The sequence below is a fragment of the Fructilactobacillus sp. YLN 2507 genome, assembly GCF_059614085.1.
On the sequence record NZ_JCAOJA010000002.1, the window covers coordinates 16,357 to 35,990 of the forward strand.

At 31.3% G+C, this 19,634-nt stretch carries 18 protein-coding genes and 1 pseudogene; 3 read left to right on the forward strand and 16 right to left on the reverse strand.

The window, feature by feature from the left end:
• Window positions 1–4 precede the first annotated feature (4 nt).
• The gene (locus tag AC0GLY_RS07565; protein ID WP_496612357.1) at window positions 5–739 is read left to right on the forward strand and encodes an acetoacetate decarboxylase; all 735 of its coding nucleotides are present in this window, start codon (window positions 5–7) and stop codon (window positions 737–739) included.
• An 80-nt stretch (window positions 740–819) separates the two neighbouring features.
• On the opposite strand, the gene AC0GLY_RS07570 is transcribed toward AC0GLY_RS07565, so the two are convergent.
• Window positions 820–1,713, reverse strand: a complete 894-nt coding sequence (locus tag AC0GLY_RS07570) for a LysR family transcriptional regulator (protein WP_496612358.1) — start codon at window positions 1,711–1,713, stop codon at window positions 820–822.
• 389 nt (window positions 1,714–2,102) lie between these two features.
• Here AC0GLY_RS07570 and AC0GLY_RS07575 point away from each other — a divergent pair, with 389 nt between their 5' ends.
• Together AC0GLY_RS07575 and AC0GLY_RS07580 are read left to right on the forward strand one after the other, a co-directional pair.
• Window positions 2,103–6,323, forward strand: a complete 4,221-nt coding sequence (locus AC0GLY_RS07575; RefSeq protein ID WP_496612360.1) for a bacterial Ig-like domain-containing protein — start codon at window positions 2,103–2,105, stop codon at window positions 6,321–6,323.
• Window positions 6,324–6,479: 156 nt separating this feature from the next.
• Window positions 6,480–7,361: a LysR family transcriptional regulator gene (locus AC0GLY_RS07580; RefSeq protein ID WP_496612361.1), complete on the forward strand. Its 882-nt coding sequence runs from the start codon at window positions 6,480–6,482 to the stop codon at window positions 7,359–7,361.
• Window positions 7,362–7,996: 635 nt separating this feature from the next.
• Here the strand turns inward: AC0GLY_RS07580 and AC0GLY_RS07585 are convergent.
• The 15 genes and pseudogenes from AC0GLY_RS07585 to glpK all read right to left on the reverse strand — a co-directional run bounded on the left by AC0GLY_RS07585 (window position 7,997) and on the right by glpK (window position 19,481).
• Window positions 7,997–8,122 carry a hypothetical protein gene (locus tag AC0GLY_RS07585; protein ID WP_496612362.1) on the reverse strand — a complete coding sequence of 42 codons (126 nt, stop codon included), beginning with the start codon at window positions 8,120–8,122 and terminating at the stop codon, window positions 7,997–7,999.
• Between the two features lie 145 nt (window positions 8,123–8,267).
• Window positions 8,268–8,380, reverse strand: a pseudogene (locus AC0GLY_RS07590) (IS30 family transposase); the annotation flags it as partial.
• A 326-nt stretch (window positions 8,381–8,706) separates the two neighbouring features.
• The gene (locus AC0GLY_RS07595) at window positions 8,707–8,988 is read right to left on the reverse strand and encodes a type II toxin-antitoxin system YafQ family toxin (RefSeq protein ID WP_496612363.1); all 282 of its coding nucleotides are present in this window, start codon (window positions 8,986–8,988) and stop codon (window positions 8,707–8,709) included.
• Window positions 8,981–9,235, reverse strand: coding sequence for a type II toxin-antitoxin system RelB/DinJ family antitoxin (locus AC0GLY_RS07600; protein ID WP_496612364.1), 255 nt, complete (start codon window positions 9,233–9,235; stop codon window positions 8,981–8,983). Before AC0GLY_RS07600 ends, AC0GLY_RS07595 begins: the two co-directional genes overlap by 8 nt.
• 572 nt (window positions 9,236–9,807) lie before the next feature.
• Entirely contained in the window at window positions 9,808–10,419 is a 612-nt protein-coding gene (locus tag AC0GLY_RS07605; protein ID WP_496612365.1) for a recombinase family protein, read from the reverse strand.
• Between the two features lie 36 nt (window positions 10,420–10,455).
• Window positions 10,456–10,770: a HigA family addiction module antitoxin gene (locus AC0GLY_RS07610; RefSeq protein ID WP_496612366.1), complete on the reverse strand. Its 315-nt coding sequence runs from the start codon at window positions 10,768–10,770 to the stop codon at window positions 10,456–10,458.
• A gap of 61 nt (window positions 10,771–10,831) precedes the next feature.
• Window positions 10,832–11,104 (reverse strand): type II toxin-antitoxin system Phd/YefM family antitoxin, encoded by a 273-nt coding sequence (locus AC0GLY_RS07615; protein ID WP_496612367.1) that lies wholly within the window; start codon window positions 11,102–11,104, stop codon window positions 10,832–10,834.
• 1,030 nt (window positions 11,105–12,134) lie between these two features.
• The gene (locus AC0GLY_RS07620; RefSeq protein ID WP_496612369.1) at window positions 12,135–12,530 is read right to left on the reverse strand and encodes a type II toxin-antitoxin system death-on-curing family toxin; all 396 of its coding nucleotides are present in this window, start codon (window positions 12,528–12,530) and stop codon (window positions 12,135–12,137) included.
• Window positions 12,527–12,781 carry an AbrB family transcriptional regulator gene (locus AC0GLY_RS07625; RefSeq protein WP_496612370.1) on the reverse strand — a complete coding sequence of 85 codons (255 nt, stop codon included), beginning with the start codon at window positions 12,779–12,781 and terminating at the stop codon, window positions 12,527–12,529. Before AC0GLY_RS07625 ends, AC0GLY_RS07620 begins: the two co-directional genes overlap by 4 nt.
• A 337-nt stretch (window positions 12,782–13,118) precedes the next feature.
• On the reverse strand, window positions 13,119–14,000 hold the full coding sequence (locus tag AC0GLY_RS07630; protein WP_496612396.1) for a class II fructose-bisphosphate aldolase: 882 nt from the start codon (window positions 13,998–14,000) through the stop codon (window positions 13,119–13,121).
• 4 nt (window positions 14,001–14,004) lie between these two features.
• On the reverse strand, window positions 14,005–14,616 hold the full coding sequence (locus tag AC0GLY_RS07635) for a 5' nucleotidase, NT5C type (RefSeq protein WP_496612371.1): 612 nt from the start codon (window positions 14,614–14,616) through the stop codon (window positions 14,005–14,007).
• A 15-nt stretch (window positions 14,617–14,631) separates the two neighbouring features.
• Entirely contained in the window at window positions 14,632–15,357 is a 726-nt protein-coding gene (locus tag AC0GLY_RS07640) for an MIP/aquaporin family protein (protein WP_496612372.1), read from the reverse strand.
• Window positions 15,358–15,372: 15 nt separating this feature from the next.
• Window positions 15,373–16,146 carry a triose-phosphate isomerase gene (tpiA, locus tag AC0GLY_RS07645; RefSeq protein ID WP_496612373.1) on the reverse strand — a complete coding sequence of 258 codons (774 nt, stop codon included), beginning with the start codon at window positions 16,144–16,146 and terminating at the stop codon, window positions 15,373–15,375.
• Window positions 16,139–17,956: an FAD-dependent oxidoreductase gene (locus AC0GLY_RS07650; RefSeq protein WP_496612374.1), complete on the reverse strand. Its 1,818-nt coding sequence runs from the start codon at window positions 17,954–17,956 to the stop codon at window positions 16,139–16,141. The genes tpiA and AC0GLY_RS07650 overlap by 8 nt, the downstream gene beginning before the upstream one ends.
• Entirely contained in the window at window positions 17,949–19,481 is a 1,533-nt protein-coding gene (gene glpK / locus AC0GLY_RS07655; RefSeq protein WP_496612375.1) for a glycerol kinase GlpK, read from the reverse strand. The genes AC0GLY_RS07650 and glpK overlap by 8 nt, the downstream gene beginning before the upstream one ends.
• Between the last annotated feature and the right edge of the window lie 153 nt (window positions 19,482–19,634).

The following is a 19,634-nucleotide window of genomic DNA, read 5'->3' on the forward strand; positions in this document are numbered from 1 at the left end:
AATTATGAAAAAAGAAGAACTATTAAAACAAGTAACTACTCCAATTAATGATCCTGCATTTCCACCTGCAAAAGTTAAATTTTATGATCGTGAGTTTGTAAATTTTATGTACAAAACAGATGGAAATGCTTTAAGAAAATTATTGCCAGAACCTTTAGAACCCATTGATAATCAAGTTAAATTTGAATTCATTAAAATGCCTGATGCTGCAGGACTAGGCAATTATACTGAAGCTGGTCAAGTAATTCCTTGTACCTTTAATGGAAAAGTTGGTGAATTTACGTTAGCAATGTATGTTGATAATTTTGGCGCGATTGCCTCTGGACGTGAAATGGCATCTTTTCCTAAAAAATTAGCAAAACCAGAAGTCTATGTTGATGGAGATACAATTGTAGGAAAACTTGATTATGGTTCTTTACGGGTAGCTCAAGGAACAATGGGATATCGTTATCAACCAATGGATTTGCAAAAAGCAACTGATATCATTACGCAACCTAGTTATCGTTTAAATATTATGCGCAATTATGATGGTTCTTTACGAATCTGTGAATTAACTGAAAGTACAATTAATGATATTAAAGTTAAAGCCGCGTGGACTAGTCCCGTTCGTTTACAATTATTTGAACATGTACATGCACCGGTGGCAGACTTACCAGTAAAAGAAATTGTTGGTGGTACCGATATTATTGCTGACCTAAGCTTAGGTCAGCCTAAGACAGTTTATGATTATTTAAAATAATACTTTTCATAGATAGAGCAAAGACGCAGATTTATTCAAAACTAGTTTTGAATAAATCTGTGTCTTTTGTTTGTACATAACTAATTTTTATCGGCTGATAGTTCCTTTATGACATTAATAATCATCTTTTCACCATCAGTTAATTTATGTGTTTTAGAATAAGAAATTGATAAGACAAAGTCTGGCAATTGATTTTCTTTAAGTTTTAAGGTAACTAATCCACTACATTGATTTTTAGGAAGCCATTGGTTTAAAGAAAACGAGAAACCAATGTCTTTTTTAACTAATTGATTGATTAGTTTTGGATCACGAACACAACAAACTATAGGGATAGAAGTGCCATATTTTACCTCAAAGAATTTAAACAATTTTGCTTGTAAAAAATTTTCTGGCATTGTGATAAATGCTTTGTTTTTTAAATCGATGAAATTGATAGAATGTTTCTTGGATAAAGAGCTGTTTTTACTTACGATGATGTTAATTTTATCGTTTTCGATAATTTCAGATGTGATTTCATCTTCATTCAGTGGGGCAGTAGATTCAACTAATGCTAAGTCTAGATTACCAAATTTCAGATCTTGTAATAACGTATTAGTGTCGTTTTCTACTAGATTAATTTTATGATTTTCATCATTAAATAATCTACTTAGTAAATTAGGAAAATAACCATCGATGATTAAAGGAGAAATTCCTAAATTAATTTCAGGCATATCTGGATCTTTAAGCTTAGATTCAATAATTTCAAACTGCTTTAAAATTATTTTTGCATGTTTATGAAATTCTTTTCCTAATGGTGTTAAGTTTATAGTTCTTGTATATTGATCAATATTTATTAGTTGGTCATTAAATTCATTTTTTAGGCGCTTAATATTCATCGAAACAGCTGGTTGTGTAACCCCATAATATTTAGCAGTTTTGCTATAACTTTTCGTTTCTATTAGTTTTTCAAAGTATTTCAAACTATTTAGCTTCAATGGCATCACCTTTAGATTTTAAGCCGTGGTTATTTCTAGTATCTTAATTGTATAAATTAGCATATTAATAATTCCTAATTTAATTGTTATCAAATATATTTGTTAACAATTATGACAGAAAAGGTGAGCTTGTAAAAGTCATAAATACTATGTTTTTAACGTAAGATAATTATCTAATATAGCATTGGTATATTGAGCTTTTTTAAGGATTTTTTTCTTTTAGTATTTAAATAATTTTAGGGTAATTTTTGAAAATTTATAATATTTGTGTTAGTAATGTCATTTTTATAACAAACTATTATGAGCTTAATAACGAAATGTTATCCTTTTCATAATAAAAAATGATATACTTAAAACATAATTATAAATATCATTTGGAGGTATAGACTTTGAGAAATAATTCCAAGGTACATTACAAAATGTACAAAGCTGGTAAGCGTTGGTTGTTTGCTGCAATTGCAACTACCATGATTGCTACTGGAGGCTTTGCTTTAAATGAAGTTCATGCAGATACGGTTAATACATCTAATGATGCAACGATTGTAAAAGCGCAGACTGAGACAGAGTCGAAAGCAGATAATGAAACACAGACTCAAGATCCAACTGTGACGACTACCGATGCAAAAACAAATACAACAGATTCAACCTCACAACTGGAGACAACGGTAGCTCCTGTTGAGGAACAAAAAGAGGCTACAACTGATACACAAAATAATAATGAAGCACCAAAAGCGGAAAGCTCACAAGCAACTACAGATACAACGCCTGTTGACACAACTAGTGAAACAAAAGCATCTGAACAAACTAGTTCTACAGATGACGTAGCTGCAGATAAAACTGCGACAGCTACTAATAATCAAAACATGCAACTTAATACTGCCACTGTTAATTTGGCTGTAGATCAACCTGCACCAGCAAGTGACGTTTCAGTTGATGTTGCTGCTCAAGTACCTTCATCAGCAACTGATCCATATAATCCTGATAATAATGTTGCTTATGATATTAAGTTTACTAATAATTCAGATGATAGTAGTGTAATTCCAACTGGAACTAGTGTTAAATTTGCGATTGGTACACCAACTAATAACGATATGAGTAAGTTTTTGAAGGCGTCTACACCTAACTTTGAGGCTGGCTTGTTTAATGTGGTAGACAATGGCGATGGTACATTTACTATTAATGTAAATGAAGACTTGGCTAAGGGTGTTTATACAGTAACCCTTAATTTTATAGCACAAGATCCAGGTTATGGTTGGGACGGAACTGGAAATAATACCGACCCTAACGTCGTAACTGCTAATGTCAGTGCTACGTATGATTATGAAGGTAGTACAAGTAATGCACCTATTGCTGATGGTCAAACTATTTATGTTAAACCACGTCCATATTCGATACCAGGTGCGCCTGGAATTCCAGGTTTTGATACAATGGATTTAACTGGATCTGGCTATCCGACTGATCCAGCATATCCTCAAGCTTATAAGGGATACCTTGGATCAACACAGGATAATACCAATTTATATAATCCTACGGTACTTTCTGCTGATGGAAGTTCTTATGTAGCTGGAATGGTAAATGGAAATCCATGGGCAATTGGTGGAACCCAAATTAATACAATAACCGCACAAATTAATGCTAATAGTGGTAATTTTGATTTAAATCATGTTCACTTACTTTATCATAAACAAGATGGAACTAACACAGTAATTGATATATCAAATGATTCTAGGGTTAAATGGACTAAAACTGGAACAAAGATAGTTGCAGATGTTTCCGGTATTGATGCGTCAACTGCCTTTGGTCAAGGGGATTTTGATATAGTTTTCTATATTCCTGCTAAGAGTACTGATGTAATTCAAGTTCAAGGATATTTAAATTGGCAAAATGAAGTTAAAAATCCTGATGGAACCTATGCTTGGAATAATGGTAATCCAATCGACTCTCAGATGGCTAATATGATTTCTGTATTTCAACCTACAGGTGTCAATGCTACTACCCCATGGTTTGTTGGTGGAGATCAAACAGTTTACCAAAACAAGCAGGGTGATGTTACTTATGCTCCTATGACAGGAATTTCTGCTTATGATGGAACTACGGGTAATTTAACGGATAAAGTTACTGTTACTGATTTAGGTGGATATCCAGCTGATGGAGTCAATCCAGCAACTGGCGAGTATACTATTGCTTATAGTGTAACTAATGATGAAAATGTAACTTCAACCTTTAGTCGGGTTATTACAGTTAAAGCTAGTGAAGCTAGTGTAAATGGTAACGATGTAATCATTTATGCCGGTGATGCAATGCCAGCAGCTTCAGCTTTTGGAGCATCAGCTACAGCTGATGATGGTAGTGCTATTCCAGCAGATCAAATTTCAATTGATACTTCTCAAGTAAATCCTAATGTTTCAGGGGATTATCCAGTAACAATTTCAGCCGATAATGGTGAAGTTACAAAGGAAGTTAATGTTCATGTCTTAGCCAATCAAGCTAAGGTCACTGCACATGATGTAACCATTTATACTGGAGAAAATGTTCCAACTGATGCAATTGCTTATGATGCTACTGCAGTTGGTAAAGACGGTCAAACTTCAGTAGGAATTAAGTCAGTTGATACTTCTCAGGTAAATAATCAAGTTGCAGGTACCTATCCAGTAATTATTACTGATGATGATGGTGTTTCTACTCAAGTAAATGTAATTGTGTTAGCTGATCAAGCCAAGGTAACAGCACATAACGTAACGATTCATACTGGTAATGCAGTCCCAACTGATCCAAGCGCCTACGGTGCTTCAGCAGTTGGCAAAGATGGAATTACTCCAGTAGCTATTGTTTCAGTAGATACAAGCAAGGTCGATAACCAAACGGTCGGTACTTACCCAGTCGTAATTACAGATGCAGATGGTGTATCAACTACAGTAAATGTCGAAGTAGTTGCTAACCAAGCAAGCATTAGTGGTCAAGATGTCACTATCTATGCCGGGGAAGCAGTTCCAGCAGCCAGTGCCTTTGAAGCTTCAGCAACAGATGAAGATGGCAAAGCCATTGCAGTAACGGTTGATACTAGTAAAGTAAACAACCAAGTAGCTGGAACATACCCAGTAACAATTACAGCAGCAGATGGACAAACTAAAGAAGTAAGTGTAATTGTCTTAGCAGATCAAGCCAAAGTCACTGCACATGATGTAACAATCCATACTGGTGATGTAGTCCCAACTGATCCAAGCGCCTACGGTGCTTCAGCAGTTGGCAAAGATGGAATTACTCCAGTAGCTATTGTTTCAGTAGATACAAGCAAGGTCGATAACCAAACGGTCGGTACTTACCCAGTCGTAATTACAGATGCAGATGGTGTATCAACTACAGTAAATGTCGAAGTAGTTGCTAACCAAGCAAGCATTAGTGGTCAAGATGTCACTATCTATGCCGGGGAAGCAGTTCCAGCAGCCAGTGCCTTTGAAGCTTCAGCAACAGATGAAGATGGCAAAGCCATTGCAGTAACGGTTGATACTAGTAAAGTAAACAACCAAGTAGCTGGAACATACCCAGTAACAATTACAGCAGCAGATGGACAAACTAAAGAAGTAAGTGTAATTGTCTTAGCAGATCAAGCCAAAGTCACTGCACATGATGTAACAATCCATACTGGTGATGTAGTCCCAACTGATCCAAGCGCCTACGGTGCTTCAGCAGTTGGCAAAGATGGAACTACTCCAGTAGCTATTGTTTCAGTAGATACAAGCAAGGTCGATAACCAAACGGTCGGTACTTACCCAGTCGTAATTACAGATGCAGATGGTGTATCAACTACAGTAAATGTTGAAGTGGTTGCTAACCAAGCAAGCATTAGTGGCCAAGATGTCACTATCTATGCCGGTGAAGCAGTTCCAGCAGCCAGTGCCTTTGAAGCTTCAGCAACAGATGAAGATGGCAAAGCCATTGCAGTAACGGTTGATACTAGTAAAGTAAACAACCAAGTAGCTGGAACATACCCAGTAACAATTACAGCAGCAGATGGACAAACTAAAGAAGTAAGTGTAATTGTCTTAGCAGATCAAGCTAAAGTCACTGCACATGGTGTTACAATCCACACTGGTGATGTAGTACCAACTGATCCAAGCGCCTACGGTGCAACCGCAGTTGGCAAAGATGGTAAGACTTCAGTAGCCATTACTTCAGTAGACACAAGCAAGGTTGATAACCAAAAAGTTGGTACTTACCCAGTTGTAATTACAGATGCAGCTGGTGTATCAACCACAGTAAATGTTGATGTAGTTGCAGCTCCTGTTATTCCAACTACACCGGAAGAACCAACTCAAACTGAGAACCCGGTTCAACCTGGAAAAACAGTAACTAAACCAAGTGACTCTACTTCTCTAGTAACAAATAAACCTGTTGCTAAAGAAGCACAAACAGTTTCAACTTCTGCAACATCAGTTAAAACTGACACTTCAACAAGTGATAATTCAGCTGAGACACCTAATAAGGCTGCTTTACCACAAACTGGACAAGATACTAGTGGTAGCTTAATGAGTATCATTGGTACAATCTTACTTTCAATTCTTGGATTTTTCGGACTTGATGGATTCAGAAAGAAAAAGGAAGATAAGTAATTGATGGTTACTAGTAGTGATCTTTAAAATCAAAAAAGGGACTTACCAAAGGTAGGCCCTTTTTTGTATAAAGTTTAAAAACTAATTTATACTTTTGTAATAAAAGCTTAGCAATAATTATGTATGAAGTTAATAAATAAAAAGAGGCGATCTAAAATGAATTTACAAAATTTACAGTATTTTGAAAAATTAATTAAACTAAAAAGTTATAGTAGTGTGGCCGATTTTTTCGATGTTTATCAGTCAACCATTTCGATGGGAATTAAACGGCTAGAAAAGGAAGCAGGTTGTCTATTAGTTATTCATAATTATCGGCACAATAAATTAATTTTAACGTCAGCAGGGGAAACGTTGCATAAATATTCAAAAAAAATTGTTGATCAGCTGCCTTTACTTAATAATGAAATGAAAAAATATCAACAACAATTAAACCTTGAACTAGGAATTCCACCAATGGTTAATAATACTTATCTGCCTAAAATAGCTAAAAATCTAAGTGATAAAATGTTGCTAAACTTAGATATTGTGGATGGTACTTCTAAAGAGTTAATTAATATTATGAAAAAAGATGGACTTGACATTGCCATCGTTGCTTCAGTTATACCAATCGAGTTAAAGGGATTTGAATCTAGGATTTTGGCCCAAGATAAATTTAAAATAGTAACAAGTCGACAAAATAGATTAGCAGATAAAAAAACAATTAGTTTAAAAGACTTAAATGCAGAAAAGTTTATTCAAATGAGTGACGGATTTATTCAATCAGATGTAATTAATAAAATTAAGAAAAAGTATCCAAAATCACTAGATGTAGTTTATCGGACTACAGATCCTGAATTGATAAAGGAATTAGTTAAGTCAAATGTTGGTATATCGATGTTGTTTAGTGAAGAAATTGACGCAACAGATGATTTAGCGGAAATTAACCTGGATTGTGATATGGTTCCTGATGTATATATTTCATTGGTTTGGAGGTCAAGTAGTGAAAAAAGTGGGCAGGTACACAAATTATTAGATAGTATAGTAAATTCATTTAAATAAAGTTAGTTGCCTTAAATTTACTGAAACACCTAAGAATTAAGTATCATTAGTACAATCCTACGAAGTCTTAGGTTTAGATAGATTCATAAAGAAAAGATAAATAATAAATTGTAATAAAAACAATTTAATTTATGAAATATAAAAAAGGACTTACAGCGAGCAAGTCCTTTTTTCGTTTATAAATAAATTTAAAATTATAAAATCATTTCTGTTAAAAAGCTTTAAAATGAATTATATCTACAAAACAATTATAGAATATTTAGGAATCATTTAAATTTTTCATATTATAGTGCATTTATAACTACTTCGTATAATGTATGTTATGTAAACTAGAAAAAATATTATGTAAAAATTAGTATTATTAAGTTTCTTTCTCTTATGTTCTTAAAATATCATTTGAAAAATGCATGATTAAAATCTATTCTGAATTTTTGTTAGACAGCTAGTTTAATTATTATATCAATGAACATAAATTTTACAATTTTAGGATAATAATGCTTTCTTTCTTTATTAATCGTATTCAAAAAAGCGACTTAATTATTAAAAAATTCAGTCGCTTAATAATATAGGACTAATTATTAAACTATTTACTTACCAGTGTCATTAACCTAAAATATAGGCTATGAATGTTATTTTTATTTATAAATGATTGTAGCATAACTGTTTTCTTTAAACTGAGAAACATTATCTAAAGAAGTTATAATGGCTTCTTTTCCAGTTTTTTCAACAAAGTCTATTAATTCACGAATTTTTGGCTCCATAGAACCCTTGCCAAACTGACACTCACTGAGATAAAGATTGATTTCATCAACATTAACTCTGCCAACTTAAGTAATAATTGCTGGTGACTTAAGTGAGCTTATAAAGTTATCCAAATATAATTCTTCTGCATATAATTGGTGCGAATAAGGTTGTTTTTCTTCCACATTTTTTCTCTTACTGTCTGCATCTTTTTGCGCTAATTTTGGATTATAAGGCTTTACGCGTGATAGTTCATAATGAATAGTTGATTTTGAAAATCGTCACCATATATTCTCTTGAAATTGTGTATAATGAGTTTTTTAATTATTATATAAAGTCACGAATCTTTATTTGAATTCTAATTAACATCTTTTTTATTAATTTGTTATAATAAAAAACTCCTGTCTGATTGTAATTTTACACAAACTGTCTAGGTATTGTGTACCATTTTTCAGTATAGGAGCAAAGCAAGTCAATTATTTAAGATAGTTTAGGATTTTTATTTGTTGCTTAGGAAATCAGCGAACTACCAATTAATTAACCAATGTTTAAATTGATCTAGAAATAATCTAAGATAAACAGGAAAAAATAATTGAAAAGAGAATCATGATCTAAATAATTCTGAATGACTACCCGTATCTATGAATTTTAAATATGGTCCATCATACCTATAAATTAATAACCAATCTGGTTTAATATGTAATTCACGCTCTGGCTTTCTGTTAACCAAAGCATGATCGTTGAATTTACTTGGGATTAGTTTATCTGTAATCAATATGTTATAAATTTCAGTGAATTGATTTTTATTGTAATTGGGTTGCTTTAACATTTTCTTATAATGTTTTTTAAATTTATTTTCAAATGCTGGAATATAAGTATTAGTCATTTAACCAATTCAATCCTTCTTCTGGATTTTTAAATTTAATATAGTCATCACTTTTAATTGCTTTTTGTAACCGTTCATTAGGTTGAGCAACTTCAAAAGGTAATCCCCCATGTGTTATAGTTTGTTTCATAAAAATTTTAAATGCCTCTGTTGGTGAAGAAATTCCACTATCTTTTAAAATATTCTCAAATTTGTTTTTCTCATTATTATTTACTCTAAAATGAACTTGTGCAGTAATTTGTTTCATGACTATTACCTCCCTTTTACTTAATGGTACCACAAGGAACACAAAAATCCAAATAATTAAGAAATAATCGATCAATCAATTAACTTTTCGAATAAAGTTAATATACCGACATAAAAACTGTTAAAAATTGCGTCTGATTATAAAGAAGTCAGTCTTAATAATTTTTATTCTCTATTTATACAAAAGTAAAATTATATATAAATGGATCACTTACAATATGTAAATTCTCCTTTTTACTTTAATTGAACGATACAACTTAAGTTTGTTAATTAAAGGTTTTTGTGAATAAAAATTAAATAATGCATAAAAAAATTATATGTTACATTCCTTGTTTAGTAGGATATATAGTTATACTCGCAATATCAGTATTTTCAAGTTAATCTATTGTAAGTTCTCCTGCTCTTGCAACGGCTTCTGACCCAATAGCATAATTTTTATACATATTCTGCATATATACCTTTCTATCCTTAGTACATTCATAAGACTTCTCACAGCATATTAATAGCACATTAATTACCCGTTTACTCTTATTATTTTTTTGAATTAAGCTAACTGTTTTCTAGTTTCTACCATTATATAGTGTGTTTTTTGTGATACAGCTTTCGCTTATTATAAACAGTTTTTCTACTAACGCCTAATTCCCTTGAAATTTTGCTATTACCTATACCTTTATTGAACATTTCTACCATTTGTCGAGCAACAATTCTCCCCTGTGGATTATTAGAACTTAATGAGTATTTTGTAGAACCCCCCTTATATACTCCATTACTTTTTGCAATTTCAATTCCTTGTCTTTGTCGTTCTCTAATTTTTTGTCTTTCGGCCTCTGCTTGATACTTATAAATTTCAATAATTAGGTTATTTAAAAGCGCCTTTAAATTAAGATCAGAAACCCCATCAAAAGATGGTAAAGATAATACTCTAAATGTAGCTTGTTTTTCTCTAATTTGGTTCATAACATTGGTAATGTCATTATTATTTCTACCCAATCGATCTAAGTCTAAAACAACAATTTCATCATTAACGTGAATCGTCTGCAATAACTTTTGTAATTCTGGCCGCTCTAAATTTTTACCAGAAACCTTTTCCTGATAAATATATTCACAACCATCTTTCTTTAAAGCCTTAATTTGTCGGTCTAAGTTCTGACTTTCAGAACTAACCCTGGCATATCCAAATTTCATTTTTTCTCCAGTCAATTGTAATAAAAAAGATTCTCACTAAGAGAACCTTTTTAAGCAAGCTGTATCTTCTTTAAATTCTGATACACTTCCTGAAATGAGCTCTGCATTTCTAGCATCGATATCTGCCTGTAATCCTGTCCATAACTCAATTGAAGTACCAAAAACTATACTTAAGCGGATTGCAGTATCAATTGTAATTTGACGTTTGCCATTAAGAATCTCATTGATTCTTGAATATGAAACCTGCATTTTTTTAGCCAATTCATATCCAGACAAATTCATGGGTTCTAAAAATTCTTTCCTTATTATTTCACCAATTGTTGGTACTTTTAAATATTTCTCATTCATCATTATTTACCTTAGTTATTAATTTTATCAATACAACCTCTTATATTAATAGTGTACGCAAATATCACTCTATCTTGTCCCAATCAATTCCATCAGTCACATCAACAAAATTATCATTGTTTTGTTTTTTAGCTCTATCTAAAGTTTCTTGCAATTGACCATTATTTAAAACATGAAGCGTTTCTTGCATTCTTTCATAATCATCTCTACTCATGATCACCATATCACTATTTGGTTTTCTGACATTATTAACATTAATAATGTCATGATTAGTATTTACATCTTCTGCAATTTTAAACAAATCTTTTCTAGCTTGTGTTGGTGTAAAATTTTTCATCTTTATTCTCCTTATTAAGCGATTGTTCAATATGTACATTATAAGGTACATCAGTCTAAATGCCAAAACATTCAGTTTACACATATAGATTACCCATAATTTTAATTCTGCTAAAATCATTGACAACCGCATATATAATATAGCTTTCTAAACAAAATAAAAGATGCGCCACTTCTTGTGTAATTAGGGTAAACTTTGTTTTTACATAATTTTTATATTGCTTATCATAATATGGATAATAATGGGAAAACTAAATTTTTTTGTTTATTCAAAATAAACTCCAATATACTATATGATCGAAAAACTTTAATTTCCAATTTTATTTATACCTACTAATAAATTTTTAGCAAATTGTTGGCATTCCATGAAAAAATTGTGATATTTTGATTCATGTGTTTTGTTGGTTAAATTAAATCTATAATTATTTTCTTTAACTTTTTTGTTAATAATTTATATTCTTCAATTGTTTTTTGTTAGCTTTAAATTTTAATCCTTCAATCCTATTACATTTATAAGTATTAATCCAATATATTAAATTATTGTGAGACTTTATATTAAATTTTTTACATGTTTCCTTTAAGGAAACATCATTATTTGCATAGAAGTTTATTGCATTTAGTTTAAATTTCAAATCATATTTTGTCATAACAAAAGAGCCTCAATTCAGTTAGATTTTGTCTAACTGAATTGAGGCCCCACAATCTCTTCCAATTACATTTTCTTAATCATTAAGATCATATGTAAATGGAATATAATGAAAATGACTTTTTCCTAAAGAATCAATTGGTTGTTTAACTAAAATTATGTCATTTCTTGACATATGATTACAATATCAATAATTTTATTTCGATCATTATTAAATATTTATACAAAGATGTACTAAGTTCTTTTTATATACTTCTGTTCGTCCCCAAGTGCCTCTAACCAATTTTCACTTATTTTTTCTATAACTCATCACTATAATGCAATGTGCATAATATTAATTAAATAAAAAAAGATGTTTATTAAAATTTACGTGATAAAAATAAATTTAATGCTTTGATGAATGATCTTTAAGCCACGTAGCCAACTTAATCATAGTTTCTTCAGAATCATTATTTACAGTTACTGACAATATAATTTTTTCAGCTTCTTTTTCTTCAAAATCCAATTCATAACCGTTTATATGAATAAATATCGTCGTAGTCATTATCGCAGTTCTTTTATTACCATCAACAAAAATATGTTTTTTAGTTATTTTTTGCATAATAAAAGCAGCTTTTAACCATAAGGTAGGATAAAGTTCCTTGCCAAAAATAATCTGTTTTGGCTGCTCAATAATTAAATTTAATCCTTGTGGATATTGAACACCAGAACTACCTTCACCAGCGTATTTAATTATTCGTTTATTTATCTCTATTAACTCATTACTAGTTAAAAATCTCATAAATTTTTAAGCCTATCCATTAATACTTTATGTTTATCGTACTGTTGATCTAAATAATTAAATATTTCTGGATCAACATCTTCAACCTTAGTAAACATAATTGTTTTTCCATCATCAGAAATTTTTCTTTCAAAAACTGTATTATCATCAGCATGGAGCTTTTCTTTATCTTTTTTAGGAATCCTAATTGCCCAAGAATTTCCATTTTTGAATAGTTTAGATTCATTTTCTAACTTAGTATTATTTACCATCTTAATCACCTCTAATTGAATAATAACATAAATAAGTCTACAAGTGTGTACTTAGTAGCTGAAAGTATGTACTTATCCCTTTGAGCTCAAGTTTTTGAATATCTAATTATATTGAATTGTCTTTGTATACTTTTCTTATCAAATCAATTAAAAAATATAATCCAAATAGTCTACGTAAATAAGAAAATTATATAAAAAGACCCATCAAATGATTGAAAGGACCTTTAAATTGGGTGTCTTATAAAGGTACATAATTTATTATAAAAATTCCTAAAATGATCGTTTTTAACAAGATAATTAAATTTTTTCATAAAATTCATTGAAAGGATTAATTGTTTTATGCTTTGTTTCTAGAGCCAAAAACGACAATTCTATTTAAACACATCTTAATTAATTCATCGCTACCAGCTTTCAAAAAGATACGAGGATCATAATTTTTTTTATTTAAATCTTGATTTGAAATTACATAATCTCTAATTCCACTATGAAAAGCCAATTGTCCTTCAGTATTAACATTTATTTTAGCTATTCCCAATTTAATTGACTCGGTAATTTGATTGTCTGGTATTCCAGATCCTCCATGCAATACTAATGGGATTTTTCGTCCCGTTTCTTCATATATAGCCTTATCAATGTTTTTTAAATGGGTAAAGTTCAATCCTTTCCAGTTTTTAGGATATTTCCCATGAATATTACCAATTCCAACAGCTAACATATCAACCCCTGACTTAGCCATTAATACAGCTTCAGAAATAGACGCTAATTCACCATTACCAATTACGCCATCTTCTTCTCCACCAATTGTACCGATTTCAGCTTCTAAACTAACATTTAATTCATTGGTTAATTTTCTAAGAATATTTGTTTTTTCTAGGTTATTCTTAAATGGCTTGGAAGATCCATCAAACATAACTGATGTGTAACTAATTCCTAAGGTTTTGATGACATCAAAATAGGCTCCGTGATCCAAATGAATAGAAATTGGAACAGTAATATTTAAAGCATCATGAATATCAACAATCAAATCGTAAGCTAATCGGAAACTTCCCATATAATTAGCGGCTCCTTTTGTTACCTGTAAAATTACAGGAGATTTTGCTATTTGTGCAGCTTGTAAAATAGATTTTGCCCATTCTAAATTGTTAACATTAAATGCAGGTACTGCGTAATTTTCATTCCTAGCTTTATTAAGCATTTCGGTACTGTTGGTTAGCATTATACAATTATCCTTTCAATTCCCATTGTTCCTTATTAAATTCTTCTTTACTACCATGTAACTTATATCTCTCTTTTGTACTTGAATCATTAGCTAATTCTAAGGCTGGCAAAAGATTATTACCTAACATTTGTAACTTTGCTACATCAATTAAAAAAGGAACTAATTCGTTTTCCCAAGTTAATCTAGAATCATATCCATATTGGATCCAGGTACTTCCTACCTCATTATCTAACCATTTACTAGCTCCATGATAAGGACGATCATCAATTAATATTCCATTTTTTTGTTTAACTAAGTTTTTCTTATGAGTAATAATTAGATGTCTATAAAAAGGATTATTTTTATCTTTTCCAAAAATTTGTTTAATCCATAACAATTTGTCTTCCCAAGAGCTAGGATTATCCCAAGGGGCAGTTGTGATAATATATAATTCATAATAATTTTTTAAATCATTTACGCCTGTAACGACCCCCACAATAGGTGGCAAATCCCTAAAAATACCATCTACCTGGTCTGGTTTATGTTTCATTAATGGTAATTCTGCAATTTTATTTAAAATTGGAATAGTATCAACTATTACATTATCCATATCTAAAAATAACTTTGGTTTTTTCATAACTATCCTCTTAATTTACTCTATTTTAAATTTACTAATTTTTAAATGATCATCATCACCAATAATATATTTATAAATAAGTGCTGCTATTATTGACCCACCTAATGGGGCAAAAATGTATAACCAAACTTGGTGCAACGCGAGACCACCTGCAAAAATTGCGGGGAAAAATGATCTAATTGGGTTCATTGATGCACCAGTTAATTTTCCTCCAACAATTACAAGTGTAAATATCATTAGTCCTACAGCGATTGGTGATTGAATAGCATACATATTAGTTTTAGAATGATTTAAAAATAATATAAGTAATAGTAATGAAGTTGTAAGCACTACTTCTGTTATAAATGCAATAGGAGTTGAAATATTGGGAAATACAGTACTACCTAAGTAATTTGTATTTACAATTTCATTCCATGTTTTGTCTGTATGCTTAATTACAGATAAGAGAGTAAGTACTACAAAAATTTCTCCTAATAATCCACCAACCATCTGACAAATCACATAAATAATTGCATCTTTCCCAGGCATTCTTTTAGTTAGCCACATTACTAAAGTAACTGCTGGATTTAAGTGTGCACCTGAAAGTGGACCAACCAAATAAATTAAAGCTGATAAGACAAATCCCCACCCAACAGCTGGGCCAAGTAAATCTTGAAATGGACCCGAAAATACCAATAATCCAGTTCCAAAGTAAAGTAATAGGAAGGATCCTAAAGTCTCACCAAAAATTTTTAATTTCATTATACTTTCTCCCAACTAAACATTAGTTACAGAATTAATAATTTCAAGAAAACTATTATGAGATAAAGATGCACGTCCAATTAATAATCCATCTATATTTGAAAGATTGAAAATAGTGTTAGCATTTTGTGTATTAACTGCGCCCCCATACAGAATTCTAACTTGATCAGCAATGTTATCCCCTAAAATAATTTTCAAAGATTTTCTTATTACTTTTGCAGCATGTGTTATGTCTAAATTAGTCATTGTTTTATTTGTTCCAATTGCCCAACTAGGTTCATATGCAATTACAATGTTATTAGCTATACTTTTGTCAACACCCGCAAGAGCAATTGCTAATTCTGTAAGTGGTGACATAGATGCACTTTCTGGATCATAGTCAGTAGTATCTTCTGAAATTGCTAGTACTGGAATTAATTTATTTTTCAAGCTGGCAGCTACTTTTAGCCCAATGATTCCATTACTTTCTTTAAATAGATTTCTTCTTTCATAATGTCCAATAATAGATCCCTTTATTCCGATGTCAGTTAATGCTGCTGGGGAAGTTTCTCCTGTATAGGAGCCTTCCTGGGTATAAAATAAATTTTCTGAAAAGATTTCAAGTGGTATATTATTACTTCGAACATAATTAACCATCTTTTCTAAATAAACATTTTGAGCAGCTATGCCAACTTGAAGTTGCTTTGCTGGAGGTAAGTTATTATTTAAAGCATTAAGAAAATCAATTGTTTCATTGCTATTTTTATTCATTTTCCAATTTGCTAAAATAAATTTCGTTCGCTTACACATTATTTTTATCCTCCTTTAGTTTTTTTAGTTGGGTTTCGTTTTTAACTTTATAATAATTTTCTCTCATTTTATTCTTAGTTTTATCATTCCAATGAAATTGACGAGCCATTTCATCTATAATAGGTTCTTGGATTTCTTCAGTTTTTTTAGGATTAAATAACAAATAATTTGTACGCCTTAATAAAAAATCAGTAGGACTAGTAACCATTTCATTATCCAATGAATAGTTCAATACACCTGTTTCTGCCAGATCAAGACCTGGGATAACAGTTCCATTTTTAACGTAATCAGCGATTATGTCTGAATTAGAACCAAATAAGTTAGCTATTTTTAAGGCTTCAGAACTATTTAATCCAACTTTTTCTAGATTAGTCGTATATTTTTTTAATTCACCATCAACGTTATTAGGGTTAAAATGACCGCCAGAAATTTGATAATTAGTAGAATCAATTAATTTTACTTTTTGATCAAATTCATCTTTTAAGTATTGTGAAATTAATTTCATAACATCTTCACCCATTAGTCGATAGTCAGTTAATTTACCTCCAGAAACATTAATAATTCCATTCTTAATATTAATTTCAAAACCACGTGATACTTGAGAGGCACTTTTAGCTGGGGAAATTAAAGATTGTAGATATTTAGTTAGTTCTTTTTTATTAATATTATTAGAAAAATACTTACTAATCTTTTGTCCAAGTTCTTGTAATTCCCAATCGTTTATATTTCTTTTTTGAGTATTACCATTGTAATCACCAGAACCAATCAAAGGTCTAATTCCTGCCCAACTACTTTCGATATCATTTAAAGTTAATCTATAGTTTGGAAAGTGATAATTTATTGATTCAAGCAAATAATTCACATCTTCTTTTTCAACTTGCGGATTACTATAGTCTCCATGATAATCTGTATCAGTAGTTCCAAAATATGTTTTCCCATTATGAGGAATTACAAAAATCATACGACCATCGTGGTGACCAGAATCAAAGTAGATAGTTTCTGGCACACTTAATTTTTTTCCATCAACCACAAGATGGATTCCTTTTGTTCCACGAATTCTTTGTTTATGTTTTTCATTAATTAATTTTGCAACACTATCATGCCATGGGCCAGTCGCATTTACTACAATTTTTGATTTAATTGTTAATTTTTGATTATTAATTAAATCTGTAGCGATAACACTTTTAAGTTTCTCACTACTTTTAATTTCATTAGCTTTCACATGGCTGATTGCCACAGCACCATCTGTAACAGATTGTTTAATATTTTCAATTGTTAGTCGTGAATCATTGTTTTTATAATCTAAATAAATGCCTAAGGCTTTTAAGTTTTTATGATTAATGTCAGGAAGATATTCTTTTGCATCTTTTTCTCTTAATAGTTTATGAGCATATGGGTTATCCGGGTTTGTTCCTGATAATTTGTCATAGATTGACATTGCCATTTCAGCACTTAACGGAGTAAACGTAGCATCTTTATCATCATAGATGGGCATCAACATCTTAGCTGCTCTAGGAACATGTGGTGCAATTCTTTGTATATTAGCTCGTTCTTTTACAGTGTCATTAACAACATCTACATCAAAGGTTTTTAAATATCTAATCCCTCCATGAACAAGTTTAGTTGAACGACTACTAGTTCCTTCTGCAAAATCCTGCATTTCAATTAAAGCAGTTTTTAATCCTGCAGCTGCAGATTGGACGGCAATTCCAGCTCCAGTTATCCCTCCGCCAATTATCAAAACATCAAAGTTTGTGTTTTTTAATTCATTTAAATATTGATTTCTATCTTTAAAAGAAAAATTATTCATTTTCTCCTCCATTATTATTAAGTTGTTTTTCTCTTTCACTAAAAGTTTCAGTTGCTTTTACAGCGGTCTTCCAACCTTCATACAATTCTTCAGCAACTTCAGATTTCATATTAGGTGTAAACAATTTAGGCTTGTTCTGTAGTTCCTTTAATTCAATAATATTTCCCCAAAATCCAATACCCAAACCTGCAAGATATGCAGCCCCTAAAGCTGTAGTCTCAACATTATTTGCCCTTAATACAGGTGTGTTTAATAAATCTGCTTGAAATTGCATTAAATAATTATTTAACGATGCACCACCATCAACGTGTAAACTTTTTAATGGTATTTTCGTATCATTTACCATTGCATCTACAACGTCGCGGCTTTGATAAGCTAACGACTGCAAGGTTGCTTTTACAAAATCATTTTTGGTTGTTCCTCTTGAAAGTCCAAATACGGCTCCTTGAGCATCTGGATTCCAATAAGGTGCACCTAATCCAGTAAAGGCTGGAACCACATAAACTTCATTGTTACTAGTTGAATCATTGGACATTTTTTCACTGTCAGAGCTTTTTGAAAGTAATTGCATTCCATCACGCAACCATTGAATAGCTGAGCCAGCAACAAATACAGACCCTTCCAAAGCATAAGTAACTTTCCCATTAATGGCATATGCAATCGTAGTTAGTAATCCATTTTTACTTATTTTTCTTTCATTGCCTGTATTCATAACTATGAAAGATCCTGTACCATAAGTATTTTTTACTGAACCTGGAGTAAGGGCCAATTGACCGAATAGCGCACCCTGTTGATCACCAATTATTCCAGAAATTGGGATTGATCCACCAAAGAAATGTTCAGGTGCTGTGTTCCCAAATACTCCAGATGAGTCTTTTACTTCTGGCAACATTTTTTGTGGAATGTTTAATAAGTTTAGTAAAGTACTACTCCATTTCAATTTATTTATATCAAATAACATTGTTCTAGAAGCGTTACTATAATCCGTTGCATGAACTTTACCATTTGTTAATTTCCATAATAGCCAACTATCAATGGTTCCAAAAAGTACCTCTCCATTTTCTGCCTTTTGCTGAGCACCTGGGACATTATCTAAAATATAACGAATCTTAGTTGCTGAGAAATAAGCATCTATAATTAAACCCGTTTTTGTTTTAACAATTCCTGTTTTATTATCTTCAATAAGTTTTTCCGCAATAGGTGTAGTCTGTCTTGATTGCCATACAATAGCCTTATGAATTGGTAACCCAGTTTTTTTATTCCAAACAACTGTGGTTTCTCGCTGATTGGTAATTCCTATTCCTACAATTTGATCGGGTCTAATATTTGCTTTTAAAAGGGAAGTTGCCATTGTAGCTTCAACATTAAGCCAGATTTCATTAGCATCTTGTTCGACCCAACCCGGATTGGGATAATACATAGTAATTTCACGCTGATCACTCGAAACTGGTTTCCCATCTTTATCATATATAACAGCTCTCGTGCTGCTAGTTCCTTCATCAATAACTAGTACATATTTTTTCATTAGAACATCTCCTTTTTTACCAAAAAATGAAAGCGTTTTCTTCTGACGAAAGAATACTCTAATTATTTACATTTCACAATGAAAGGGAATGTAATATATAAAATCACATGCGCATGAACCCCTTTACTACATGTGTTTACGACTAATAATATT